Here is a 24,468-nt window from a genome sequence, read left to right as displayed (position 1 = left end):
CCAGTTGGTTTAGACGAACTAGTGAAAACGGGGCATTACCGTTGGACATGTGCCAACAGAATGCGGTTTAAGCCTTGCAATACCAACTCTGGAACTGCAAATATACCCGGTTTCAGGCGGTTTATGAACAATGGACCATCACCTCCGCACACAATGACCCGGAGATCATCGCATTGGTTGTCATAATCAGCGATGATTCCTGCCAGTTCAAAGGCCATACCATTCAGGGCACCGCTCAACAGGGCCTCACTGGTAGACCGAGCTGTAAGCGAAGGCCAGTTGCCCTGATCAGGTACGTTGTTGAGCAGGGGCAGTCGGGCCGTGAAGGTGTGCATAGCCTGTAGCCGCATCTGTAATCCCGGCGAAATGAGCCCCCCCTGAAAGGTGTTGTCTGCCGATACGAAATCGGCCGTGATGCACGTACCCAGATCCAGAATAAGGCAGTTTTGGCCGGGAAACAGGGCCGATGCGCCCACCGCCGCCGCCAGCCGATCGGCACCTAATGTATGGGGTGTCTGGTAGTTGTTCTGTATCGGAATAGAAGATTCAGCGCTGAATAACAGCCAGTTAGCGCCGCCATCGAAGTCGTCTAACAAGTACCGCAACTCACTGGCTGGGCGGCTGGTCGACGAAGCAATTACGTATTGAGGAGGCTCGGGCGATAAGGCTGCCCGCAGGTCGGTTGCCGATTCATAGGTAACCGTTTTAAGCAGGGTGCCGCTGGTAAACCAGCCCGTTTTAATGCGCGTGTTTCCCCAGTCAATGACAAGGTTCATGGTGTAAAGCTAATCAAGCTGTTTTGTTTCTACTGAGTTGCTGTGTCTCCGCAACCTGCCAAGAAGGACGCCAAAAAAGGTTAGGAAGCGGGGCACATTTAGAACGTTGATGTATGCCAGTCAACGATCTTTTTTAACAAACTTTGTGAAACATATGCCAACACTTTTTTTGATTCCAACGCCACTGGCACCCGATACAACACAACAGGTGCTTACGCCGCCAATCAGTGAGGCAATCACGCGCCTGGATTGTTTTTTCGTTGAGGAAGTGCGCACAGCCCGCCGGTTTATCAGTAGCCTGCGTACCGGCCGTGTCATCGATGAAACTACCTTCTTTGAGCTGCATAAAGATACGCCCGAAGCGGACACTAAACGGCAACTGACTGACCTGCTTGCCCAGCACCGGGATGCCGGCGTGCTGTCGGAAGCAGGTTGTCCCGGCGTAGCCGATCCTGGCGCAGTGGCTGTTAGGCTGGCGCATCAGCTGGGGTTTCGGGTTGAGCCCCTGGTTGGGCCATCCTCCATTTTATTGGCATTAATGGCGTCGGGCATGAGTGGTCAATCATTTGTGTTTCATGGCTACCTGCCTATCGACCGGGCAGAGCGTAGCCGCACGGTAAAGCAGTTGGAAACAGACGCCCGGAAGCGCCAGCAAACCCAGATCTTTATGGAAACGCCCTACCGGAACAACGGCCTGCTGGCTGATCTTCTATCAACGGCCTTACCCGATACCCATCTCTGTATTGCTGCCAGTGTAACAGCCGCCGACGCACTGATTCAGACAAAAACGGTAAAACAGTGGAAGATAAATCCACCTGATCTACATAAAAAGCCGACTATATTTTTGCTATTTTGACCGCATTTTTTCTGTTGCCACCTACCATGTTCTTACGTTATGTCTGGGCAGTCTGCCTTTCATTTATCATGCTGTCGCTGTCCCTTCAGGCACAAACTACCCGGCAAGATTCACTGCGCATTGTTGGCATAACCAATGACTCAACCCGGGTGATGCAACTGGCTAAACTTGGGCTCAAAATAATCTACGACCGGTCGGGCAGATACAACGAAGGGCTAACGTACCTGAAACGGGCCGAGACAGAAGCCACTGCAACAGGGTCAGCTTTGCTGATCAACCACGTGCTCCAGCAGCGGGGCGAGCTGGAATGGGTGGCCGGACACTGGCCAGCCGCACTGAAACGGTTTCAGCAGGCCGAACGCACCTACAGCCAACTGGCTAGTCAGAGCGGTTCGGATGCCTCCCGGATCAAGTACTATATCCTGCTGATGAAACTTCGGATTGGGCAGGTTCAGACGGATAATAATGATTTTACACAGGCACGAACTACGTTGATGGATGCCCTCCATTATGCCAGCGAGCAGCGGCTTGCCCATTCTACGGAGTTAGAGCTCGTAGCGAGTGTCTACAACAGTCTGTCAATTCTGGAAGGGAAACTTCACCATCAGGAACAATCATTGGCGTATGCCGATACAGCCGCCCTGCGTTCGCTGGCCGCGGGCGATGAAGGGAGTTACTACGTTGCCTTGCTGAACACAGCAATTACCCGGAAAAACCTGAAGCAGTACGCCGCCGCCGTTCGGCAATATGAAGCTTGTGCCTCGTATTTCGCCCGTCAGCGCGACACCTTCGCGCTCATGATGGTATATGCCAATATGCCACGTGCCCTGATTGGGCTCAACCGGTTCGATGCCGGTATTGACTACGCCCAAAAAGCAATTGCACTGTCGAACCGCACTGCTGATCGACTGGCGATTCAGTCAGATGTTCACGAATCCCTGTCGCAGCTGTACGAAGCAAAAGGGGATTTTCAGCTGGCCTTACGTGAATTCAGGTTGTCGAGAGCACAGCAGGATACGCTGTTTACCGCCGATAAGGAACGCCAGATCCAGGAACTGTCGGCAAAGTATGAAGCTGAGAAAAAAGAGGTTCAAATTCAGGAGTTGAACGAAGAAAATAAGCAACGTGCCTGGCAGCTGGCGGGGTTGGGCGCTGGCGCTGTGTTGTTATCGTCGCTACTGGGCGTCAGTCTGTATCAGTCAAAACGGCTGAGCGAGGGAAGCAAACGGATTCAACGGCAGGCCGATCAATTGCAACTGTTGATGAAAGAGTTGCATCACCGCGCCAAAAACAACCTGGCTATTGTGTCGGGGTTGTTGGAGTTACAGGCAAACCGTTCGGAAGATGGACCGACAAAACAGGCGTTTCGAGAGGGGCAACAGCGGATCAATGCCATGTCGCTGATTCACCAGCGTCTCTATCAGACCAATGATCTGACTGCCATTGATCTGCGCGAGTACGTTGGCAATCTGGTTCAGTCGCTGATGAATACCTATGGTTATTCCGCGCGAATGATCGAGTTGCAGTTGTTGCTGGAGGCTGATGCCGTAGAAGCCGACATTGCTATTCCGTTGGGACTGATTATCAACGAGGTGCTGACCAATTCATTCAAATACGCCTTCCAGCATGTGGCAACTCCTTCGCTAACAGTAGTATTACAAGCCAGGGAGGACAATCTGCTGCTGGAAATTGCCGACAACGGCCCCGGTGTGGATTTGGCTATCTGGCAAACGCCCCATGGCTCGTTTGGTAAACAATTGATTCGTAACCTCAGTCACCAACTCGATGCCGAACTGCGCGTTGAAAACCGGAATGGGACCCATGTATGGCTGTGTGTCCCAACGACAGCTCCAGCTGGTGAGCCGATAGGCGCTTAACTAAAAAAAGAACGCAGTGGCAGCTGGCCATGAGTTCTGTACTGAATCCAATAAGGGATGGATTAAGTAAGGTAGCTGTCAATTTCGTACTTTTGTGCGCTCATCATGGTAAAATCATTCGTATTCTCTCCGTTTCAGGAAAACACCTACGTCATTGCTGACGACGCAACGCACGACGCTGTCATCATTGACCCCGGTTGTTACGAGCAGGCAGAGAAAGAGCAATTGGCCGCCTTTATTGCCAGCCAACACCTGACTGTTCGCTATCTGTTACTTACCCATGCCCACCTCGATCATGTATTTGGTGCTGCGTATGTAAAGCGTAAATACGGAGTAGCCATGTACTTGAATGAAAAAGACATGCCTATTCTCGACGACGTACCTACGCGCTGCCAACTCTATGGCCTCCGGGGATATGAACATGCCGAACGGGATCATAATCTGGCTGAGGGAGACATCATTCGATTTGGCAGTATAGAGCTGGCCGTAGTAGAAACGCCGGGCCATGCGCCGGGTCACGTGGCGTTTATCAACCACAGAGACAGGTACGTTATCGGGGGCGATGTGCTCTTCCAGCATAGTGTAGGCCGTACCGATCTGCCCTATGGGAATCATGCCATCTTGCTGAACAGTATCCAAACGAAATTTTACACCTTACCGGATGATTACGTGGTGTATGCCGGTCATATGGACCCAACGACAATTGGGCAGGAAAAACGGACGAACCCATATACCAAAGAACTTAAGAAGTAAGACTAAGTAGCTGTTGCTAGCTTTGCCGTGCTGCACGCTGACTGCTTTATTGACTCTATATGCTCAAACACCTACCCAACGCCATGACCTGCGGCAACCTGCTCTGCGGTTGCATTGGTATTCTACTGGCTACTGAAGGTGACCTGATCACGGCGTCGTGGCTGATTATTCTGGCTGGTATACTCGATTTTGGCGATGGGTTTGTGGCGCGAATGGTCGGGGTATCCGGCCCGTTCGGCAAAGAGCTCGACTCACTGGCCGACGTAGTTACGTTTGGTGTGCTGCCCTCATTTATACTGCTCGAACTGCTTCGCGGTAATTATCCAGGCGTGTCAGGCACCGGTATACGATTGCACCTGGAATCGTATGCCGCCTTTGCCATCGCTATTTTCGGGGCGCTTCGGTTGGCTCGCTTCAATATCGATACCCGGCAGACCGATCAGTTTCTGGGCGTTCCTATTCCAGCCAATGCACTGGTAGTGGCCTCGTTACCCCTTATGACCTCGGCAACAGGGGCCGTGGGAAAACCACTGGCCGACTTTTTCCTGTCTGTACCTTTCCTTTTCGCCTACATCGTGGTTATGTCTGGACTGATGGTGTCGGAATTACCATTGATGGCGTTTAAGTTCAAGAGCTTTGGCTGGCAGACCAACCAGGTTAAATACAGTTTTCTGCTGGCGTCGATCCTGCTGCTGGCGTTGCTCCAGTTTGCGGCCATTCCACTGATCATTCTGGTATACATCATCCTGTCCATCGTCGTTCACCAAAAGCCAGCTCATAGTTAGCTACCCGAACGGGCTCAGGTACGTTCCCCTCATTTCATTCATTCGCTTATCTGTTGACTTCTTCTTGTCTTATGAAATACCTCGCCGAAATTGACATCATGCCCCAGAAAGAAATTCTGGACCCTCAGGGTAAAGCCGTTAAACTGGGTTTGCACAACCTGAATATGGATACCATTGATAATGTGCGGATTGGAAAACACATCCGCCTTGAAGTGGAAGCCGAGAGCGAGGCGCAGGCGCAGGAAACTGTTGAGGCGGCCTGTCGCCAACTGCTGGCCAACCTGATTATGGAAGAATACAGCATTACGCTGAAAACAGCCTGAACGGGCCAACTAGTTGTTATGTATAGTCAGTAGTATGGGGGCACTGAAGAAAACAGTGGAAAACTGACAACCACGACCTGTACATGACTCTCCTTGTATGCTACCAATTCATTCAAAAATAACCGGTCTGGGTTTCTACGTACCCGATAACATCGTTACGAACGATGATTTGAAGCAGTATATGGAAACCTCCGATGCCTGGATTCAGGAACGGACCGGGATTCAGCAACGCCGGTATTTTACTTACGGCAAAGACACAAACGCCAGTATGGGCACGGCCGCCAGCCGGATGGCGCTCGACCGGGCCGGTGTAACTGCCGCAGATGTCGATCTGATCGTGTACGCGACCATCACGCCGGATTATTACTTTCCCGGCTCTGCTTTTTTGATGCAGCGTGAGCTGGGGCTTGAGGGAACGGCTGTCATTGATCTGCGGCAACAATGCTCCGGGTTTGTGTATGCCTTATCCATTGCTGATCAGTTCATAAAGGGAGGGATGTACAAAACGGTGCTGGTCGTTGGTTCTGAAATTCAGTCATCGCTGCTGAACAAATCAACGGAAGGACGTAATGTAGCCGTGATTTTTGGCGATGGTGCCGGCGCGGCCGTTGTGCAGGCGACAACCGACCCTGAACACCGAATTCTGAGCACACACCTGCACGCCGATGGCCGGTATGCCGAAGACCTGATGGTGAAAGACCCCGGTAGCAGTCGTAACGGCCGCTGGTTGACTCAGGAGACCATTGAAGCAGGGGAATACAATGTAGCCATGAACGGGAATGCGGTATTTAAACACGCCGTTGTTCGATTTATGGAAGTCATCAACGAGGCACTCCACGCCAATGGCTATTCAGCCGATGACCTCGATCTGCTGGTGCCGCACCAGGCCAATATCCGAATCTCGGAATACGTTCGGCAACAGATGAATTTGCCGAATGAGAAAATCTACAACAACATTCATCGGTATGGGAATACAACGGCCGCCTCTATCCCCATTGCCATGACGGAAGCATTCGACGAAGGACGTATTCAGTCGGGCGACCTTATCTGCCTGGCTGCCTTTGGGAGCGGTTTCACCTGGGCCTCAGCACTGATTCGCTGGTAGGTGGCGGCTTGAATAAGTTGTAACTCACTGCTTTGTGACTGGTTACGCTCGGCCACTTGCCCAGTCAGCGTACCCACCCATAAAGCAGCGATCTACTGGATTGGTTGTTCGTAGCCAATAGCCTTATTCGCTACGGCGAGGGTGTGACAACCCATGGTACTGACCCAACAATGACTTATCTAGATAAGTAAATGTCTTATTTAGACAAGCACAAGTATTAGTGAAGCCGTAGCTCTTTTTGCAGATTGTTCCCTTTACGGTAACAAGGATACTCACTGCAATTGATGAAACTACTGCTCGCTCTATTAGTAGCTCTATCGGCTACCGGCTCTTTTTCGCAGAGTAAGCGGCCATTGACGCTCTGGTATACTACACCTTCGGGCCAGACCTGGGAAAATGCCCTGCCGGTTGGCAATGGTCGGCTGGGGGCAATGGTGTATGGCAACGTACCCAGAGAAACCATACAGCTCAACGAACACACTGTCTGGAGCGGGGGGCCAAATCGCAACGATAACCCCGATGCACGGGCGGCTTTGCCCGACGTGCGGCGGCTGATCTTCGAAGGAAAGCAGAAAGAGGCCGAGCAACTGGCTAACCAGGCGATGATTACCAAAAAGTCGCACGGGCAGCTGTTTCAGCCAGTTGGCAGCCTGCACCTGACCTTCGACGGGCACGCCAACTATACCAACTATTACCGCGACCTGGACATTGAACGGGCCGTTGCTAAAACATCGTACACGGTCAATGGCGTAACCTATACCCGGGAAGTACTGGCTTCCTGGCCCGATCAGGTGCTGATAGTGCGGCTGACGGCCAGCCAGCCGGGTCAAGTCTCATTTTCCGCGGCCTATTCCACGCCACAAGCTAAACCGGAAATTAACACTACGCCAGCCAACGAACTGACGATAGCCGGCACTACGTCAGACCATGACGGGGTCAAAGGACTGGTCAGGTACAAAGGGATAACCCGCATTAAAAACGAGGGCGGCTCCCTATCGGCCAGCGACACGGCACTTACTGTACGCGGCGCCACTGCCGCCACGATTTTCATCTCGATTGCCACCAATTTCAACAACTACAATGACGTAGGCGGTGATGAGAAGGCACGGGCGGCAACGTACCTGAGCAAGGCGTGGCCCAAGTCGTATGCCAGTCTGCTACAGGCGCACACTAGAGCCTATCAACGCTATTTCAACCGCGTACACCTCGATCTGGGCTTAACAGAGGCGGCTAAACTGCCTACCGACGAGCGATTGACAAACTTTCGGTCTGTCAATGATCCGCAACTGGTTACGCTCTACTACCAATATGGCCGTTACCTGCTGATTTCGTCGTCGCAGCCCGGTGGGCAACCCGCCAACTTACAGGGCATCTGGAATAACAAAATGCGGCCGCCCTGGGACAGCAAGTACACGATCAACATCAACGCCCAGATGAATTACTGGCCCGCCGAAAAAACCAATCTGGCCGAACTCCACGAGCCATTTTTGCGGATGGTAAAAGACCTGTCGGAGACCGGCCGGGAAACGGCGCGGGTCATGTACGGTGCCCGAGGCTGGATGGCCCATCACAACACCGACATCTGGCGCGCAACCGGTGCCATCGACGGGGCGTTGTGGGGGATGTGGGTGGCTGGTGGCGGCTGGACAAGCCAGCACCTTTGGGAGCATTACCTGTACAGTGGCGATAAAAAATTCCTGGCGTCGGCTTATCCCATTCTAAAAGGAGCCGCCCAATTCTACGCCGACTACCTGATTGAGCACCCCAGCTACCACTGGCTGGTTATGAGTCCGGGTACGTCGCCCGAAAATGCGCCCGCCGCTCATGGCGGTTCGTCGCTGGATGCGGGCACGACGATGGATAATCAGATTGCCTTCGATGTATTCACAACCACCATCCGTGCGGCCGAGCTTCTGAAACAGGACGCCGCTTTTGTCGACACGCTGAAGCAGCTACGCAGCAAGCTCCCCCCCATGCACATTGGCCAGCACGGTCAGTTGCAGGAATGGCTGAAAGATATTGACGATCCCAACGACAAGCACCGCCATATTTCGCACCTGTACGGTCTGTTTCCGTCGAACCAGCTTTCGCCCTACCGGACCCCCGAGCTGTATAGCGCAGCCAGAACCTCCCTCATTCATCGGGGCGATGTATCGACGGGCTGGAGCATGGGCTGGAAAGTGAACTGGTGGGCCCGTTTGCAGGATGGTAATCACGCATATACCCTCATTCAGAATCAACTAACCCCGCTGGGCGTCACGAAAGAAGGAGGAGGAACGTATAATAACCTGTTCGATGCCCACCCCCCGTTTCAGATCGATGGCAACTTCGGCTGCACATCCGGCATTACTGAAATGCTCATGCAAAGCGCTGACGGAGCCATTCATCTTCTACCTGCCTTGCCCGACGTCTGGCCTGCCGGGAGCATCAACGGGTTGCGGGCTATGGGTGGCTTCGAGGTGGTGAACATGGCGTGGAAAGGCGGAAAGCTGACTAAAGTTGACATCAGGTCGAACCTGGGGGGGAACCTTCGGGTGCGGACGCCCAATGCCCTGAAAGCAGCTAAAGGTGTTGCGCTGAAACAGGCATCAGGCCCTAATCCTAATCCATTTTACGGCATCGAGACCACACCCGCGCCCATTATCGTTGCCAACGCCAAGCTGACGCAGCCCGCATTGAAAGAAACGATGCTGTATGATTTGGCAACCCAACCGGGGAAAGTGTATTCGTTGGTAGCCCAATAGGTGTCTCCTCGCTCAGACGATTGAATTTCAGTTTATCGACCTCATGCATAAATACCTGATTGCCGCCTATACGGCCCTTTGCCTTAGTCTGACCCATACGGGTTTCGCTCAAACCACGCTGGTCAACCCTATCCTGACCGGCTTCTACCCCGACCCCAGCATCGTGCGGGTGGGGACTGATTACTATCTGGTCAATTCCACGTTTTCGTACTTTCCCGGTATTCCGGTCCTGCACAGCAAAGACATGAAAAACTGGAAGCAGGTTGGCAATGTGATCGACCGCCCGTCGCAGCTGGATTTCATGGGTGAACGCATGACCCGCGGTCTTTTTGCGCCCGCCATCCACTATTACAAAGGCACCTTCTACGTCACCTGCACCGACATCGACCACGATGGCAACTTTATTGTAACGGCCAAAAATCCGGCTGGCCCGTGGAGCGACCCGGTCAGAGTTCCTCAGGTGAAGGGTATTGACCCATCGCTTTATTTTGATGAAGCGACCGATAAGGCGTATATCATCTACAACAGCGACGCGCCCGACCGGAAGCCTTTGTACTCGGGCCACCGGACGATTCGTATTTATGAGCTGGATTACAAAAACCTGAAAGTGGTGGGCGACGAAAAACAGCTGGTCAACGGTGGGGTAGACCTCTCAAAAAAGCCCGTATGGATCGAAGCGCCGCACATCATGAAGGTGAACGACTGGTATTACCTCTACGCCGCCGAAGGTGGTACATCCATCAACCACACAGAGGTGGTCTTTCGGTCGAAGTCGGTCTGGGGTCCTTTTGTGCCTTACGAAAACAACCCGGTTCTGACCCAGCGCGGACTGCCCGCCGACCGGAAAGACCCGATCACGTCGGCCGGTCATGCGCAGTTTATCGAAGGGCCCGACGGAAAATGGTACGCTGTCTTTCTGGCCGTGCGCCCGTATGAAGGCGACTACTACAATACAGGCCGTGAGACATTCATTGCGCCCGTCACCTGGAAAGATGAATGGCCGATCGTCGACCCCGACAACAAGGTGATCCAGTATACGTACCCAGCCGCCTGGAAAGAAATGAAGCAGAAAAACGCGCTGCCACAAGCAGGCAATTTTGCCTACACGCTCCGTTTCGAGAAAGAGCTGGATCCGGCATTGCTGTTCATGCGTACGATGGATAAGCACTCGTTTTCGCTGTCGAAAAAAGAAGGACTGACCCTGAAACTGAAGCCGGAAACCGTTATGGATATGGGTAACCCGTCGTTTATTGGCAAGCGGCAGCAGCATCTGTACAGCACGGCGGAAACGGAGCTGAGCTTCACGCCCAAGTCCGATAAGGAAAAGGCGGGCCTCATCATTTTTCAGGATGAAAGTCACTTCTACTACCTGTGCCAATCGATAGCGGAAGGTAAACGTGTGCTGCAACTGTTCAAAGGAAAACCCAGAGAAAAGGCTATGGAAGTACTGACGGAGGTTCCCTTAACGACAAAGGCCGGTAAAGTGGGCCTGCGTATCGCGTCTCAGGGAGGGGCCTATAGCTTCTCCTATTCGGAAGATGCCAGGAACTGGCAACTCCTGGAAGATAAGGTGGATGCCAAATTCCTGAGTACCAAAGAAGCGGGCGGCTTCATCGGCTGTCTGTACGGTTTGTACGCTACCTCGTCGGGTGAACCAACCACCAGCTCAGCCTCTTTCCGGTACCTGACCTACAAAGGCGACGACCCGATGTACAGAAAATAATTGGAGTCAGTTTTTGTCATCCCGACGTCAGATGACAAGAAAAGAAATAATGCATTGAAAAGCAATCTGTTATATATCGCCATCCTGTTGCTGGTCAACGTCTCCGCGCTGGCCCAGATGCAACCGTTCAGGCTGCAGGAGGTGAGGCTCACAGGCGGACCATTCAAAAATGCCCAGGACGTTGACCTGAGGTATATGCTGGCCCTGAACCCGGACAAACTCCTTGCTCCGTACCTGATCGATGCCGGATTACCCCTGAAGGCCCAACGCTACGGCAACTGGGAAAGCTCGGGACTGGATGGGCATATCGGCGGTCATTACCTATCGGCGCTGGCCATGATGTACGCCTCGACCGGCGAGGCCGACCTGAAAAAACGGCTCGATTATATGATCGGCCAACTGGCGCAATGTCAGGCGAAGAACGGCAATGGGTACGTGGGTGGCATTCCGCAGGGAAAAGTGTTCTGGGAACGGATTCACAACGGCGATATCGACGGCAGTAGCTTCGGACTGAACAACACCTGGGTACCGCTCTACAACATCCACAAGCTGTTTGCGGGGCTGCGTGACGCCTATGAATACGCTGGCAATCAGCAGGCAAAACAAGTGCTGATCGGGCTGGGTGACTGGTTTGTCGAGCTGATCAAGCCGCTGTCCGACGAACAGATTCAGCAGGTGCTGCGCACAGAGCATGGTGGCATCAACGAAACCTTCGCCGATCTGTATATCCTGACCAACGACAGGAAATACCTCGAAACAGCGCAGCGAATCTCGCACCGGGCTATTTTGGAGCCACTGCTGGCGAAACAGGATAAACTGACGGGACTGCACGCCAATACGCAGATTCCGAAAGTGATCGGATTCGAGAAAATTGCCACGCTGACCGGTAAGTCTGATTGGTCGGAGGCCGCGCAGTATTTCTGGCAAAACGTGTCGCAGACGCGTAGTGTGGCGTTTGGCGGCAACAGCGTCCGCGAGCATTTCAACCCGACAACAGATTTCAGTCAGGTTTTGCGTTCTAATCAGGGGCCGGAGACCTGCAACTCGTTCAACATGCTACGCCTGAGCAAAGCGCTGTTTCTGGACAGGAACGACGTAAGCTACGTGGACTTCTATGAACGGACACTCTATAACCATATCCTGTCGAGCCAGCATCCCGAAAAAGGCGGATTTGTGTATTTCACGCCCATCCGACCCAACCACTATCGGGTGTATTCGCAGCCCGAAACCAGCATGTGGTGCTGTGTGGGGTCGGGGATCGAGAACCACACTAAATACGGCGAACTGATCTACAGCCATACCGGCAACGACCTGTTCGTCAACCTGTTTATTCCGTCGACGGTGAACTGGTCGGACAAAAACGTTCGGCTAACCCAGCGCACAGACTTCCCGTACCAGAACCAGTCTGAGCTGATCGTCGAGACAACCAGACCACAGGAATTTTCTGTACACATTCGCTATCCAAAGTGGGCCGAAAACCTTACGGTGCTGGTGAATGGGAAAGCGCAGTCCGTTGTCGCAAAGCCAGCCAGTTATATTGCCGTTCGTCGGAAGTGGAAGGCAGGCGATAAGGTAACCGTCCGGTTTACGACCTCAACGCGACTGGAGTATTTGCCGGATGGCTCAAACTGGGCGGCCTTTGTGAACGGCCCCATTGTGCTGGCCGCCAAAACATCGACAGATGATCTGACCGGACTTTTTGCCGACGACAGCCGGATGGGCCACGAAACGAAGGGGAAGCTGTATCCGATCACCAATGCCTATGCGCTGGTGGGTGACCCGGCAACGTACCTGAACCAGCTTAAACCCGCTGACCGGCTCCGGTTTAACCTGGATACGCTCACGTTGCAACCGTTCTACGAAGTTCACGATGCCCGTTACCAGATGTACTTCCAGACGTTCACGCAAGCGGCTTTCGACGAGCAGAAAACCCGGTTGAAACAGCAGGAAGCCGAGGCAATCGCGCTCGACGCCAGTACGATCGACAAGGTGAATTGCGGCGAGCAGCAGCCCGAAGTGGACCATCAATACAAAGGGGAAAAAAGCGATTCGGGCTATGATGACGAGCGGTTCTGGCGACGTACCCGTTCGGCTATTACGTATCAGTTGCAGAATAAAGATCAGGCGGGTAAGTATATCGATATTAGGGCTTTAGATGATATCAATCCGGAAAACGTGCGCTTTTTTATCAATGACAAGCCCGCCGAAATCCTGTCCGTTGCTGGGAAAACGATCCGTTTGCAAACGGATGGCCAAGCCATTATTTCGCTGAAAATAATGGCCCGTACCGGGATGAATACCCCTCGCTTCAACCAAATCAGATTAGTAACGAACTAACAGAGGCCTCTGCTAAAATGAAGAGAAGAATAAATAATACATATAAATGTGTCAAAATAACACTATTGCCGATTGGGCGGGTGGCAAGTGGCCACGCGCTGTCCAGGTTCACCCGCGAACCCAGTGGCATAGGTGTCATGCCTGGGTGGGCACTACATCTACACGCCGGGGCGTATGGCGTATGTAGGCCTGCCCCCGCCGGACGATCTATCGAGCTGACCGGGTCGCTGCCATAGGTGCTAAACCTGCCCTTACCGCTATGAAAAACAAGCTACTCCGACATGGAGTACTGGTAAGCCTGCTGGTCAGGTACGTTGCTGCTGTGTCGCAGACGGCTCAGACTCCGGTCATTTTTGCCGACGTTCCCGATATGGCCATGATTCGGGTGGGCAACACCTACTATATGAGCAGCACCACCATGCACCTGAGCCCGGGGCTGCCCATCATGAAGTCGAAAGATTTGATCAACTGGCAAGTGGTCGGTTATGCGTATGATACGCTGACGAGTGTAGACGCCATGAGCCTGAACAACGGCAAAAGCACCTACGGGCGCGGCTCATGGGCAAGCAGCCTCCGCTACCACAACGGTACGTACTACGCGACTACCTTCGCGCAGACGAGTGGAAGAACCCACGTGTACACGACGAAAAACATTGAAAAAGGCCCTTGGCAAGAAGTATCGTTCAAACCGGCATACCACGATCACAGCCTGTTTTTCGATGACGACGGCCGAACGTACCTGATCTACGGCGCAGGCACACTCCGATTGGTGGAGCTGAACGCCGATGCGTCGGGTGTGAAGCCCGGCGCCACCGAGCAGGTCATTATTGAGAACGCCAGCACACCCTCCGGCACCGGTGGTGGCCTGCCCGCTGAGGGATCGCAGTTGTTCAAGGTGAAGGGCAAGTATTACCTGTTCAATATCTCGTGGCCACGTGGCGGTATGCGAACCGTGCTCATTCACCGCGCCGACAAGATTACGGGTCCCTGGGAAGGCCGCGTGGCGTTGCAGGACCTGGGCGTAGCGCAGGGCGGGCTCATCGACACGCCCGATGGCCGTTGGTTTGCGTACCTGTTCCGCGACTTTGGCGGGGTGGGGCGCATTCCGTATCTGGTGCCTGTTAAGTGGGAGGCTGGCTGGCCGGTACTGGGTGAAAACGGCAAAGTGCCCCAAACGCTCGACCTCCCCGCCAGCAAAGGCCTAATTCCCGGCATCGTGAACTCCGACGAGTTCACTCGCCAAAAAGGGGAACCCGCGCTGCCGCCCGTATGGCAGTGGAACCACAACCCCGCCAACGGCCTGTGGTCGGTGACGGAACGGAAAGGTTACCTGCGCCTGAAAACCGGCCGCACCGACACCTCATTCGTGATGGCCCGCAACACCCTGACCCAGCGCACCATTGGGCCCGAATCGTCGGGTACCACGCTGCTCGATGCGTCGAATCTGAAGGACGGTGATTTTGCCGGGCTGAGTCTGTTGCAGAAAAACTACGGGCTGGTGGGGGTGAAGGTCGAGAACGGGGTGCGGTCGATTGTCATGGTCAGCGCCAGCTCGGGGAAGCCGGTGGAGGTGCAGCGCGTTGCGTTGAGCCAGAAAGCGGTTTACCTGAAAGCCGACTGCGATTTCCGTGACCGCAAAGACACCGCCCATTTCTTCTACAGCCTCGATGGTAACACGTGGACAGCCATTGGCGAGCCCCTGAAAATGCCGTACACCATTCCGCATTTTATGGGCTACCGCTTTGGTCTGTTCACGTATGCTACCCAGCAAACGGGCGGTTTTGCCGACTTCGATTTCTTCCGAATCAGCGACAAACCAACTGCGATAAAGGAATAGCTCATTGTTCATAACGCCCACATACCAGCGGGCCTCCTAAACCGAATAAACCCATGAAAAAGCGAATTGGTGGCTTCCTGTTGATCGGGCTCTTTCTGCTGAGCCTGAATGCCGTTGCGCAGGACAAGAACTTTTACATTTTCCTTTGTTTTGGGCAATCGAACATGGAGGGGAACGCCAAGATCGAACCGCAGGATACTATCAATGTGAACCCGCGTTTTCAGGTGATGGAGGCCGTCGACTGCCCGGCAATCAACCGGACAAAGGGGAATTGGTACACGGCCAAACCGCCTTTGTGCCGCTGCCGGACCGGACTCACCCCCGCCGATTATTTCGGTCGCGAGCTGGTCGCGAACCTGCCCGAAAAGGTACGGGTGGGTGTGATCAACGTGGCCATCGGCGGCTGCAAAATCGAGCTGTTCGATAAGGACCATTACGAGTCGTACACCACCAATGTGCCGGGCTGGATGAAGAACTTCATTAAAGAATATGACGGAAATCCTTACGGTCGGCTGGTCGAGATGGCGAAGCTGGCGCAGAAAGACGGGGTGATTAAGGGTATTCTGCTGCATCAGGGCGAGTCGAATACCGGCGATACGCTCTGGACCCAAAAGGTGAAGGTAGTGTACGATAACCTGATGCACGATCTGGATCTGAAACCCAAAAAAGTGCCGTTGCTGGCTGGTGAAACGGTCAACGCCGACCAGAATGGCAAATGTGCGAGCATGAACAGGATCATCGCCACGCTGCCGCAAACGATCAAAAACGCCCATGTGATCTCGTCGGTCGGCTGTACCGACTCCGCCGACGACCTGCACTTCAACGCCGCCGGCTATCGGGAGTTAGGCAAGCGCTACGCCACCCAAATGCTGTCGTTGCTCGGCTATAAACCAACCGCGACGAATTAGAAAGTGTGAATTGCTTCGCGCGTAGTCGAAGGGCACGACGCGCGAAGCAACTATTAAGTAAGAACGGTATTTGTTCAACCCCTTAAAACATGAAACCCATTCGCTCAATCAGTACACTGGCTGTAGCCGCGTTGACCGGCTGGCTATTGACTGTCCCCCTGGCCGTAAATGCCCAGGAAATTATCCCGCTTTATTCAGGAGCGGTTCCTAACTCAAAAGCCTCAGATGTGCAGGAGTCTGGTGCCGAAACGGGGGTGATCAAGGGTATCACTAAACCCACGCTGGCGTATTTCAAACCGGCGGCTGACAAGGCATCCGGGACGGCCGTCATCATCATTCCCGGTGGTGGCTATGGTGTGGTCGTGTACAACGGCGAGGGCGTAACCACGGCGAAGGCCCTGGCCGAAAAAGGCATTGCCGCTTTTGTGCTGAAATACCGATTGCCCAGTGACGCGATCATGACAGATAAGAAGATCGGGCCGTTGCAGGACGCCCAGCAAGCTATCAAACTGGTTCGCGAGAATGCCGCCAAGTGGGGCGTCGATGCCAGTAAAATAGGCATTATGGGCTTTTCGGCGGGTGGGCATCTGGCCTCAACGGCCGCCACGCATTTCGAGAAAGCGTATGTCGACAATGCCAGTAACACTAGCTTGCGCCCCGATTTTCAGATACTGATTTATCCGGTCATTAGCATGCGCGACAGCCTGACGCATGGCGGCTCGCACGATAGTTTGCTGGGCAAAACTGCGTCGCGGCAGGATGTCGAGTTGTTCTCCAACGAGCTTCAGGTACGTGCCAACACACCGCCAGCGTACCTGACCCACGCGGCCGACGATAAACTGGTCGATGTGGACAACAGCATCGCCTATTTCGAAACCCTCCGACGCCAGAAAGTGCCCGTTGAGATGCACATCTACCCCAAAGGCGACCACGGTTTCATTTTCCGGCACCCCGGCTGGATGGAGCCACTGTTCGCCTGGCTGAAAGTGAATAACTGGCTTACTACCAATAAGTAGTGTTTTGCAAGACTTCCGTGCTGGATACCATTCTAACCCTTTCTAAACCATGAACCAACAAGTAATCCGTCGATGCTGGCTCTTCTGGGCCGTATTCGGCCTGTATGCCGGGGCGCTGGCTCAGCCGCCCGAAGGTCCGGTGGTGGTATCGCCACAGGTGCACGCTGATAACACGGTCACGTTTCAGCTACTGGCACCGGGGGCAAAAGACGTAAAAGTGAATGCCCAATTTGAAAAGGCTCCCGTCGCCATGACCAGAGATGCGCAGGGCATCTGGAGCGTGACGGTGGGGCCAGTGAAGCCGGACATGTATCCGTATTCGTTTGTGGTCGATGGCCTTTCGGTAGCCGACCCCAAAAACTCGGCCATCTTCCCGAACGAGGGATTTCAGCACAGTGTGGTTGACATAACCGGCGCTACGCCGTTGGTCCACACCCTCCAGAACGTACCCCACGGCACATTGTCGTACCGCTATTACACCTCGCCTGAACTGGGGCAACGGCCCGTGGTCGTGTACACCCCGCCGGGCTACGAAACCGACACGAAAACAACGTACCCGGTGCTATACCTCCTGCACGGCACCACAGACCTGGAAGAAACCTGGACGAAAGTGGGCCGCGCCAACATCATTCTGGATAACCTGATGGCGCAGCGTAAAGCCAAACCGATGATCATCGTCATGCCGTACGGACGGGCGTACCCGGTGATTAGCAAATCGTCGGGCAGCCTCCGCAACTGGGACAATCTGCAGGAGTTCAGGAAGGATTTTCTGGGCAACCTGTTCCCGTTTGTCGAGACGAATTACCGGGTGAAGAAAGACAAAGACAGCCGCGCCATTGCCGGGTTTTCGGGGGGCGGGGGCGAAACGCTCTACCTCGGCCTGAACAATCCTGACCTGTTTAGCTGGGTTTGCGGCTTTGCGCCCGGTATGCTCAAAGACGAGTTCGACCGCAATAACGCCACCGCGTTTGCCAATCCCACGCAGACCAATCAGCGGCTGAAACTGTTCTGGATCGGCGTCGGAAAGGAGGATGGCCTGTACCCCGTTATCAACGACTACCTGAAGGTGCTCGACGAGAAAAAGATCAAGCACGAAACGCTCATTTCCGACGGTGGACATACCTGGATGAACTGCAAGCTTTACCTGAGCACGATTGCCCAGAAACTATTCCAGTAAACCATTGACGAGTACCCATTTCCCTGAACCCGACACTGGCATCAGTGTCCTTATCTGAATGTAGCTATGCACACAAAAACATGCAGACGCCTGCTGCTCGGCTGGTCAGTAGGGCTGCTGGCCTCCGGGCTGGCCGTAGGTCAACCGCCCCGTGGTCCGCTGGTGGTGTCGCCCCAGGTGAACGCCGACAAGATCGTTACGTTCCGCTATCAGGCTCCGCAGGCCAAAGCGGTGGAACTTGGCGCACAGTTTGAAAAAGGCCCCGTGCCCATGACCAAAGACGCCCAGGGCATCTGGAGCGTGACGGTGGGGCCGGTCAAACCCGACATTTACCCGTACAACTTTCGGGTGGATGGTATCTCCGTGATGGACCCCGCCAACGTGGCGTTCTTCCCCAACGAGCGCTTCAAAGCCAGCCTGGTGGACGTACCCGGCGACCAACCCCTGATTCACGCCATGCGCGACGTACCCCACGGGTCCATCAACTACGAGTACTACCCGTCGGTGGAAGGAACAACGGGTTCGCTGGTGGTATACACGCCACCCGGTTACGACCAGAGTACGTCGAAGAAGTACCCGGTCTACTACCTCATCAGCGGCACGACCGATACCGAAGAAACGTTTTTCAAAGTCGGTAAAACGAATCTGATTCTGGATAATCTGCTGGCCGAAGGCAAGGTGAAGCCGATGATCGTTGTCATGCCCTACGGCAACATTGCCGCCCGCGTGGCCGAGCAAAAAGGAGGGTCTAAACCCGCCGACCCGACCGTTCGCGATGGGGCCGATGCGGTGAAACGGGCCAACGATTTCACGACGGATCTGGTCAGCAACGTCATTCCGTATGTCGAGAAGAGCTACCGGGCCATTCCCGACCGGGAAAGTCGGGCTATTGGTGGCTTCTCACGCGGGGGTGGACAAACACTGCGGGCGGCCTTCAACAACATGGACAAGTTTGCTTATGTGTGCGCCTACAGTTCGTACCTGTCGCCCCAGGAAATGGACGGCAATTTCAGCCAGATCGTGGCCAAGCCCGACCAGACCAACAAGCAACTGAAACTGCTGTGGGTGAGCGTGGGCAGCGATGATTTTCTGTACAAAGGAACGGTGGAGTTTATGGACTACCTGAAGGCGAAAAAGGTGAACTACAAGAGCCTGATCACCGAAGGAGGGCATACCTGGATGAACGTGAAAACGTACGTTGCCGCCACCACGCCCCTGTTGTTCCAACCCTAAACCCAACCGACTATGAATCGCATTTTATCTATTCTTCTGGCTGTTGTCGTTTCAGGGGTTACGGTGCTGGCGCAGCAACGCCCGCCAGCCATTAGCTCGCCCGACGTTCATCCTGACCACAGCATCACGTTCCGGTTTTTCTCCCGAAACGCGAAAAAAGTCATGGTGTCGGGCGAGTTCCTGAAGGCCCCCGTCGCCATGACGAAAGACACCTCGGGCATCTGGAGCGTGACCGTGCCGCCGGTCACGCCCGACATTTATCCGTACAGCTTTACGGTCGACAGCATTCAGATTGCTGACCCCAGCAACACCTACATTTTCGCCAACGAGCGTTTCAAACGCAGCATCGTCGACGTACCCGGCGATCAGCCGCTGGTGCATTCGTTGCAAAACGTACCCCACGGCAAAATCAGTTATCGCTATTACAAGTCAGGTACGTTGAAGACGACACGGCAACTGCTGGTGTACACGCCACCGGGCTTCAACCCGAACGGCAAAACGAACTACCCGGTGCTGTACCTGATTCATGGCGGCTCCGACACCGAAGAGACCTGGACCAAAGTAGGCCGCGCCAACCTGATTGCCGACAATCTGATCGCGCAGGGTAAGGCCAAACCCATGCTGATCGTGATGCCCTACGGCAACGTGCGCCCGGCCCCCATGCCCGATTTCACGAAAGACATGGTGAACGACATTGTGCCGTTTGTCGAAGCCAATTACCCGGTCATCAAGGAGAGCAAAGGGCGGGCCGTGGCCGGGTTCTCGGTCGGTGGTGGGCAGACGCTCAACATCGGCCTGACCAACCCCTCTACATTCGCCTACGTCTGCTCATACGCGCCCTACACCGCTACCGACGAGTTCAAAGCGAATTTTTCCAACTGGTCACCGGATGCGAACAAGCTCAACAGCCAGCTGAAACTGTTCACCATCAGCGTCGGCACCGACGATTTTCTGTATGAACCGGTGAAGCAGAACATCGCGATGTTTACCGAGAAGAAGATCAAGCTAGAGCCCTTCATCGTACCCGGCGGCCATACCTGGATGAACTGCAAACTGTATTTGGCGAATACGTTACCGCAGTTATTTCGGTAAGGTGGTTTCTTGTAGAGACGCAAGATGTTGCGTCTCCTCATGCGTCAGCAATACCGTCCGGGCGCGGAGACGCAACATCTTGCGTCTCTACACACCATCCATTCAATTTTTCCTAACATAAACAAATAACCACATGAACGTCAGATCGATCGCTGCTTTTTTCGCAGCCGCACTCATCAGTATCAGCTGCTTTTCGCAGACAATTCAGGAGGATTTCAAACCCTCTTCACTCAATCAGCCGGGGCAGGAGTACCCGCAGGTGAACTCGCAGGGCTACGCCCGGTTCCGCATCTTTGCCCCCAAAGCCGACAGCGTCAAGGTGAGCCTGGGCCTGGGCGGTCGGGGTGGTACCAAGCTCAAAAAAGGAGACGACGGCTACTGGACTGCCACTACGGAAGGACCAATGGATGAAGGCTTCCACTACTACAACGTGACCATCGACGGCGGCAAGTTCAACGACCCCGGCGCCAAGAATTACTATGGCTCCGTTCGTTGGGAAAGCGGCATCGAGATTCCGGCCCACGATCAGGATTTCTACGCCCTGAAAGACGTACCCCACGGCCATGTGCAGCAGATTCTGTTCCCCTCGAAAAGCACGGGCACCCCCCGTCGGGCGTTTGTGTACACACCACCGGGCTACTCGACAGAGAAATCGAAAAAATATCCGGTGCTGTATCTGCAACACGGCTGGGGCGAAGACGAAACGGCCTGGAGCAACCAGGGACACGCCAACCTGATCATGGATAACCTGATCGCCGAGGGCAAAATCAAGCCGTTCCTGATTGTGATGACCTACGGCATGACCAACGAGGTGAAATTCGGCAAGATTCGGGAGTTCAAGATCGACCCCTTCCAGACGGTGCTGACCGAGGAACTGATCCCCTACGTGGATGCCAATTTCCGCACACTAACCAACCGGGATAACCGGGCAATGGCGGGCCTCTCGATGGGCGGCATGGAAACCAAAATGATCACCCTCAACAAGCCGGATGTATTCGGGTATTACGGCCTGCTCAGCGGTGGCGTCTATGCCCCCGAAGACCTTAAAGACAAGGCCAAACCGAAACTCGTGTTCATTAGCTGCGGCAGCAAAGAGCGGCCCGATGGCGTAACGAAAGCCGCCACCGACCTGAAAGCCGCCGGGTACAATGCCGTTTCGTATGTGTCGGACAAAACGGCCCACGAGTTCCTGACCTGGCGCCGGAGCCTGCACGAGATGGCTCCGTTGCTATTTAAATAGTGTGGTCGTTTGCCGGGAGCTTCATAAGGTCAGCCATGTTAGCTGCCCCGGATCTTTTGTCATCCCGACCGCACCGGCGGACCGGCAAAAAAGGATTGAATCACTTAACTACAATACTCAACCAGTTTTATGGTACGAATGAAAGTGAATTACAGGGTCCGTTTGTGGCTGATACTGGCTGTGCTGTGCAGTGGACAGGCCGTTGTTTTTGGGCAACCTAAAAAGGCCGGTCAGCCTGCTTACCGGAACCTGTTTCGCGAGATGGGCTACAAACAGGCCGACATCGACGCGAAACTGGCGAAAGCGTATTACGACGTGTTTGAAGGCCCCAACAAGGTGTATTTTGAAGTGGGCGATACGATGGCCTATGTGTCGGATGTGAAGAACAAAGATGCCCGAACGGAAGGCCTTTCGTATGGCATGATGGTAGCCGTTCAGTTGGGTAAAAAAGACGTGTTCGACCGTATCTGGCGGTGGTCGAAGAAGTACCTGCAACACCAGAGCGGGCCACGGGAAGCGTATTTCGCCTGGAGCATCAACCCACAGACGATGAAGAAAAACTCGGAAGGGTCGGCCTCCGACGGCGAGCTGTACTACATCACCAGTCTGCTGTTTGCGGCCAACAAATGGGGTAACAACACCGGTATCAACTATTACGGGGAGGCCCGCCGGATTCTGGATGCCATGTGGAAAAAAGACGGCACCGGCAACATCTATAACCTGATCAACACCGACGCCAAGCAGATCTCGTTTGTGCCGGAGGGCGGCAACTATAAATGGACCGACCCATCGTATCACCTGCCCGCTTTTTACGACGCCTGGGTGCTGTATGCCAAAGACGGCCACGAAGCGTTTTATAAGGAATGCGCCGACACGTCGCGGGTGTTTCTGCACCGGGCCTGCCACCCCGTTACGGGCCTCAACGCCGACTATACCGAGTTCAGCGGCAAACCACACGACACCCGCTGGTCGCCCTCCGCGTTTCGTTACGACTCGTGGCGGGTGCCCATGAATATTGCCATGGATTACACCTGGTCGGGGAAAGACAAAGCCTGGCAGGAAGACTACGCCAACCGGTTTCAGGGTTTCCTGCGGTCGAAAGGGATGGACACCTACGACGATCAGTTTAACCTGGACGGGTCACGGCCCGAGTTCATTCTGCAGGCAGGACCGGTGAAAAAGCTACGGCACTCGATCGGGCTGGTGTCTACGGCGGCCACGCTGTCGCTGATCAACAAAGAGAAGAACAGTCGGGATTTTGTGCAGGCCCTCTGGAACGCCAAACTGGAGCCGTTCGAGGATGGCTACTTCGATCCGTATTACGATGGGCTGCTGTATTTGTTCAGCCTCATGCATTTAAGCGGCAAATACCAGATGATTACGCCACAGACTAAGTAGTCATTGGCTTCGCTGTCATTAGCCTTTGGCGTCATTAATTGTCATTCTGACAAAACGACTAATGACCATCAAGGCCTACAAATGACAGCGAAGCATACTGACAATAAACCTCTCTAAATCCTTTAGAATGAAATCGTTACTCGTCTTACTCATCGGCGTTGCGGCCTTGACAACACAAGTCCACGCCCAAACCGTCGGCGTACCGGCCCCGACCAATATTCCGGGGCAGAAGTACCCGCAACTGCTGTCCGATAACCGGGTTATGTTCCGGGTGAAAGCACCGGAGGCCCAGAAAGTACAGATGGATTTGGGCCGCAAATACGATATGGTGAAAGATACCAGCGGCTTCTGGACCGTCACCACCGACCCAATTCCCGAAGGCTTTCACTACTACTCGCTGATCGTCGACGGCGTTGCCCTGTGCGACCCGTCGAGCCAGACGTTTTACGGCATGGGCCGCATGGCCAGCGGCATTGATATTCCGGACAAGGACATGGACTATTACCAGCCCAAAAATGTGCCGCATGGTCAGGTACGTTCGGTCAATTATTACTCCGATATGACCAAAGCGTGGCGCCGGGCCAATGTGTATACGCCCCCGGGCTACGACGAAAATCCGAAGAAACGGTACCCCGTCATGTACCTGCAACACGGTTCGGGCGAAGACGAAACCGGCTGGCCAACGCAGGGCAAGATGGACCTCATCCTCGACAACCTGATCGCCGAAGGCAAGGCAACCCCCATGATCGTGGTGATGGAACGCGGCTACGCGACCGACCCCACCCGGCCCGTCAGCACAACTGGACCCGGACCCGGTGGCATGGCTGCCAATGTGTTTCCTGAGGTGCTGGTGAAAGAAGTGATCCCGATGATCGACAAACAGTTCAGAACGCTGAGCGATCGCGACAACCGGGCAATGGCGGGGCTGTCGATGGGCGGCTTTCAGACGTTCCAGACCACGATGACTAACCTCGACAAGTTTGCCTATATCGGCGGATTCAGCGGAGCGGGTCGGTTGCAGCCGGGTGCCGACATCAAGCAACTCTACGACGGTGCCTGGTCCGACGCCGATGCGTTCAACAAGAAGGTGAAAGTGGTGTACGTGAGCATCGGCACCAAAGAACCTGAACGGATGTATACCGGCGTGAAAGGTTTCCACGAAGCGCTCGATAAAGCGGGCATCAGGCACGTGTATTACGAGTCGCCGGGTACGTCGCACGAGTGGCAAACCTGGCGTCGGTCGTTGCGGCAGTATGCCAGTCTGATCTTTAAAAAATAACCCAGTGCA

The 24,468-nt window shown here is 54.4% G+C and carries 19 protein-coding genes; 18 read left to right on the top strand and 1 reads right to left on the bottom strand.

The window, feature by feature from the left end:
• Positions 1 to 35: 35 nt before the first annotated feature.
• Positions 36 to 776 carry a type III pantothenate kinase gene (locus ACAW75_RS09130; RefSeq protein WP_370728386.1) on the bottom strand — a complete coding sequence of 247 codons (741 nt, stop codon included), beginning with the start codon at positions 774 to 776 and terminating at the stop codon, positions 36 to 38.
• A 154-nt stretch (positions 777 to 930) separates the two neighbouring features.
• On the opposite strand from ACAW75_RS09130, the gene ACAW75_RS09125 reads away from it, so the two are divergent.
• The 18 genes from ACAW75_RS09125 to ACAW75_RS09040 all read left to right on the top strand — a co-directional run bounded on the left by ACAW75_RS09125 (position 931) and on the right by ACAW75_RS09040 (position 24,459).
• The gene (locus ACAW75_RS09125; RefSeq protein WP_370728385.1) at positions 931 to 1,632 is read left to right on the top strand and encodes an SAM-dependent methyltransferase; all 702 of its coding nucleotides are present in this window, start codon (positions 931 to 933) and stop codon (positions 1,630 to 1,632) included.
• A gap of 68 nt (positions 1,633 to 1,700) precedes the next feature.
• A complete protein-coding gene (locus ACAW75_RS09120; RefSeq protein ID WP_370728384.1) occupies positions 1,701 to 3,509 on the top strand; it encodes a sensor histidine kinase in 1,809 nt (602 codons plus the stop codon).
• A 105-nt stretch (positions 3,510 to 3,614) separates the two neighbouring features.
• Positions 3,615 to 4,262 carry an MBL fold metallo-hydrolase gene (locus ACAW75_RS09115; RefSeq protein WP_370728383.1) on the top strand — a complete coding sequence of 216 codons (648 nt, stop codon included), beginning with the start codon at positions 3,615 to 3,617 and terminating at the stop codon, positions 4,260 to 4,262.
• Positions 4,263 to 4,321: 59 nt separating this feature from the next.
• Positions 4,322 to 5,047 carry a CDP-diacylglycerol--serine O-phosphatidyltransferase gene (gene pssA, locus ACAW75_RS09110; RefSeq protein ID WP_370728382.1) on the top strand — a complete coding sequence of 242 codons (726 nt, stop codon included), beginning with the start codon at positions 4,322 to 4,324 and terminating at the stop codon, positions 5,045 to 5,047.
• Positions 5,048 to 5,118: 71 nt separating this feature from the next.
• The gene (gene purS, locus ACAW75_RS09105) at positions 5,119 to 5,370 is read left to right on the top strand and encodes a phosphoribosylformylglycinamidine synthase subunit PurS (RefSeq protein ID WP_370728381.1); all 252 of its coding nucleotides are present in this window, start codon (positions 5,119 to 5,121) and stop codon (positions 5,368 to 5,370) included.
• 97 nt (positions 5,371 to 5,467) lie between these two features.
• A complete protein-coding gene (locus ACAW75_RS09100) occupies positions 5,468 to 6,475 on the top strand; it encodes a 3-oxoacyl-ACP synthase III family protein (protein ID WP_370728380.1) in 1,008 nt (335 codons plus the stop codon).
• 284 nt (positions 6,476 to 6,759) lie between these two features.
• On the top strand, positions 6,760 to 9,219 hold the full coding sequence (locus tag ACAW75_RS09095) for a glycoside hydrolase family 95 protein (RefSeq protein ID WP_370728379.1): 2,460 nt from the start codon (positions 6,760 to 6,762) through the stop codon (positions 9,217 to 9,219).
• Between the two features lie 43 nt (positions 9,220 to 9,262).
• Positions 9,263 to 10,942, top strand: a complete 1,680-nt coding sequence (locus ACAW75_RS09090; RefSeq protein WP_370728378.1) for a glycoside hydrolase family 43 protein — start codon at positions 9,263 to 9,265, stop codon at positions 10,940 to 10,942.
• A 54-nt stretch (positions 10,943 to 10,996) separates the two neighbouring features.
• A complete protein-coding gene (locus ACAW75_RS09085) occupies positions 10,997 to 13,279 on the top strand; it encodes a glycoside hydrolase family 127 protein (RefSeq protein WP_370728377.1) in 2,283 nt (760 codons plus the stop codon).
• Between the two features lie 259 nt (positions 13,280 to 13,538).
• On the top strand, positions 13,539 to 15,116 hold the full coding sequence (locus ACAW75_RS09080; protein WP_370728376.1) for a glycoside hydrolase family 43 protein: 1,578 nt from the start codon (positions 13,539 to 13,541) through the stop codon (positions 15,114 to 15,116).
• A gap of 53 nt (positions 15,117 to 15,169) precedes the next feature.
• Positions 15,170 to 16,024 carry a sialate O-acetylesterase gene (locus tag ACAW75_RS09075; protein WP_370728375.1) on the top strand — a complete coding sequence of 285 codons (855 nt, stop codon included), beginning with the start codon at positions 15,170 to 15,172 and terminating at the stop codon, positions 16,022 to 16,024.
• Positions 16,025 to 16,113: 89 nt separating this feature from the next.
• Positions 16,114 to 17,040, top strand: coding sequence for an alpha/beta hydrolase (locus ACAW75_RS09070; protein ID WP_370728374.1), 927 nt, complete (start codon positions 16,114 to 16,116; stop codon positions 17,038 to 17,040).
• A gap of 49 nt (positions 17,041 to 17,089) precedes the next feature.
• Positions 17,090 to 18,217: an alpha/beta hydrolase-fold protein gene (locus tag ACAW75_RS09065; RefSeq protein WP_370728373.1), complete on the top strand. Its 1,128-nt coding sequence runs from the start codon at positions 17,090 to 17,092 to the stop codon at positions 18,215 to 18,217.
• Between the two features lie 66 nt (positions 18,218 to 18,283).
• Complete coding sequence (locus ACAW75_RS09060) at positions 18,284 to 19,450, top strand: alpha/beta hydrolase-fold protein (protein ID WP_370728372.1); 1,167 nt, start codon at positions 18,284 to 18,286, stop codon at positions 19,448 to 19,450.
• Positions 19,451 to 19,462: 12 nt separating this feature from the next.
• A complete protein-coding gene (locus tag ACAW75_RS09055; protein ID WP_370728371.1) occupies positions 19,463 to 20,542 on the top strand; it encodes an alpha/beta hydrolase in 1,080 nt (359 codons plus the stop codon).
• Between the two features lie 133 nt (positions 20,543 to 20,675).
• Positions 20,676 to 21,782 (top strand): alpha/beta hydrolase-fold protein, encoded by a 1,107-nt coding sequence (locus tag ACAW75_RS09050; protein ID WP_370728370.1) that lies wholly within the window; start codon positions 20,676 to 20,678, stop codon positions 21,780 to 21,782.
• Between the two features lie 129 nt (positions 21,783 to 21,911).
• The gene (locus tag ACAW75_RS09045; RefSeq protein WP_370728369.1) at positions 21,912 to 23,180 is read left to right on the top strand and encodes a family 8 glycosyl hydrolase; all 1,269 of its coding nucleotides are present in this window, start codon (positions 21,912 to 21,914) and stop codon (positions 23,178 to 23,180) included.
• 127 nt (positions 23,181 to 23,307) lie between these two features.
• Entirely contained in the window at positions 23,308 to 24,459 is a 1,152-nt protein-coding gene (locus ACAW75_RS09040) for an alpha/beta hydrolase-fold protein (protein WP_370728368.1), read from the top strand.
• Positions 24,460 to 24,468 lie beyond the last annotated feature (9 nt).

This window comes from Fibrella arboris (genome assembly GCF_041321095.1).
Taxonomy (GTDB): domain Bacteria; phylum Bacteroidota; class Bacteroidia; order Cytophagales; family Spirosomataceae; genus Fibrella; species Fibrella arboris.
The sequence above is the reverse complement of the archived record's forward strand: the minus strand, read 5'-3'. Positions and strand labels throughout refer to the sequence as shown.

Coding starts and splice junctions, on each gene's coding strand:
- ACAW75_RS09055 (WP_370728371.1), top strand. CDS start 19,463: ATGAATCGCATTTTATCTATTCTTCTGGCTGTTGTCGTTTCAGGGGTT.
- ACAW75_RS09100 (WP_370728380.1), top strand. CDS start 5,468: ATGCTACCAATTCATTCAAAAATAACCGGTCTGGGTTTCTACGTACCC.
- ACAW75_RS09115 (WP_370728383.1), top strand. CDS start 3,615: ATGGTAAAATCATTCGTATTCTCTCCGTTTCAGGAAAACACCTACGTC.
- ACAW75_RS09125 (WP_370728385.1), top strand. CDS start 931: ATGCCAACACTTTTTTTGATTCCAACGCCACTGGCACCCGATACAACA.
- ACAW75_RS09090 (WP_370728378.1), top strand. CDS start 9,263: ATGCATAAATACCTGATTGCCGCCTATACGGCCCTTTGCCTTAGTCTG.
- ACAW75_RS09070 (WP_370728374.1), top strand. CDS start 16,114: ATGAAACCCATTCGCTCAATCAGTACACTGGCTGTAGCCGCGTTGACC.
- ACAW75_RS09050 (WP_370728370.1), top strand. CDS start 20,676: ATGAACGTCAGATCGATCGCTGCTTTTTTCGCAGCCGCACTCATCAGT.
- ACAW75_RS09045 (WP_370728369.1), top strand. CDS start 21,912: ATGGTACGAATGAAAGTGAATTACAGGGTCCGTTTGTGGCTGATACTG.
- purS (WP_370728381.1), top strand. CDS start 5,119: ATGAAATACCTCGCCGAAATTGACATCATGCCCCAGAAAGAAATTCTG.
- ACAW75_RS09130 (WP_370728386.1), bottom strand. CDS start 776: ATGAACCTTGTCATTGACTGGGGAAACACGCGCATTAAAACGGGCTGG.
- pssA (WP_370728382.1), top strand. CDS start 4,322: ATGCTCAAACACCTACCCAACGCCATGACCTGCGGCAACCTGCTCTGC.
- ACAW75_RS09060 (WP_370728372.1), top strand. CDS start 18,284: ATGCACACAAAAACATGCAGACGCCTGCTGCTCGGCTGGTCAGTAGGG.
- ACAW75_RS09080 (WP_370728376.1), top strand. CDS start 13,539: ATGAAAAACAAGCTACTCCGACATGGAGTACTGGTAAGCCTGCTGGTC.
- ACAW75_RS09095 (WP_370728379.1), top strand. CDS start 6,760: ATGAAACTACTGCTCGCTCTATTAGTAGCTCTATCGGCTACCGGCTCT.
- ACAW75_RS09075 (WP_370728375.1), top strand. CDS start 15,170: ATGAAAAAGCGAATTGGTGGCTTCCTGTTGATCGGGCTCTTTCTGCTG.
- ACAW75_RS09065 (WP_370728373.1), top strand. CDS start 17,090: ATGAACCAACAAGTAATCCGTCGATGCTGGCTCTTCTGGGCCGTATTC.
- ACAW75_RS09120 (WP_370728384.1), top strand. CDS start 1,701: ATGCTGTCGCTGTCCCTTCAGGCACAAACTACCCGGCAAGATTCACTG.
- ACAW75_RS09040 (WP_370728368.1), top strand. CDS start 23,308: ATGAAATCGTTACTCGTCTTACTCATCGGCGTTGCGGCCTTGACAACA.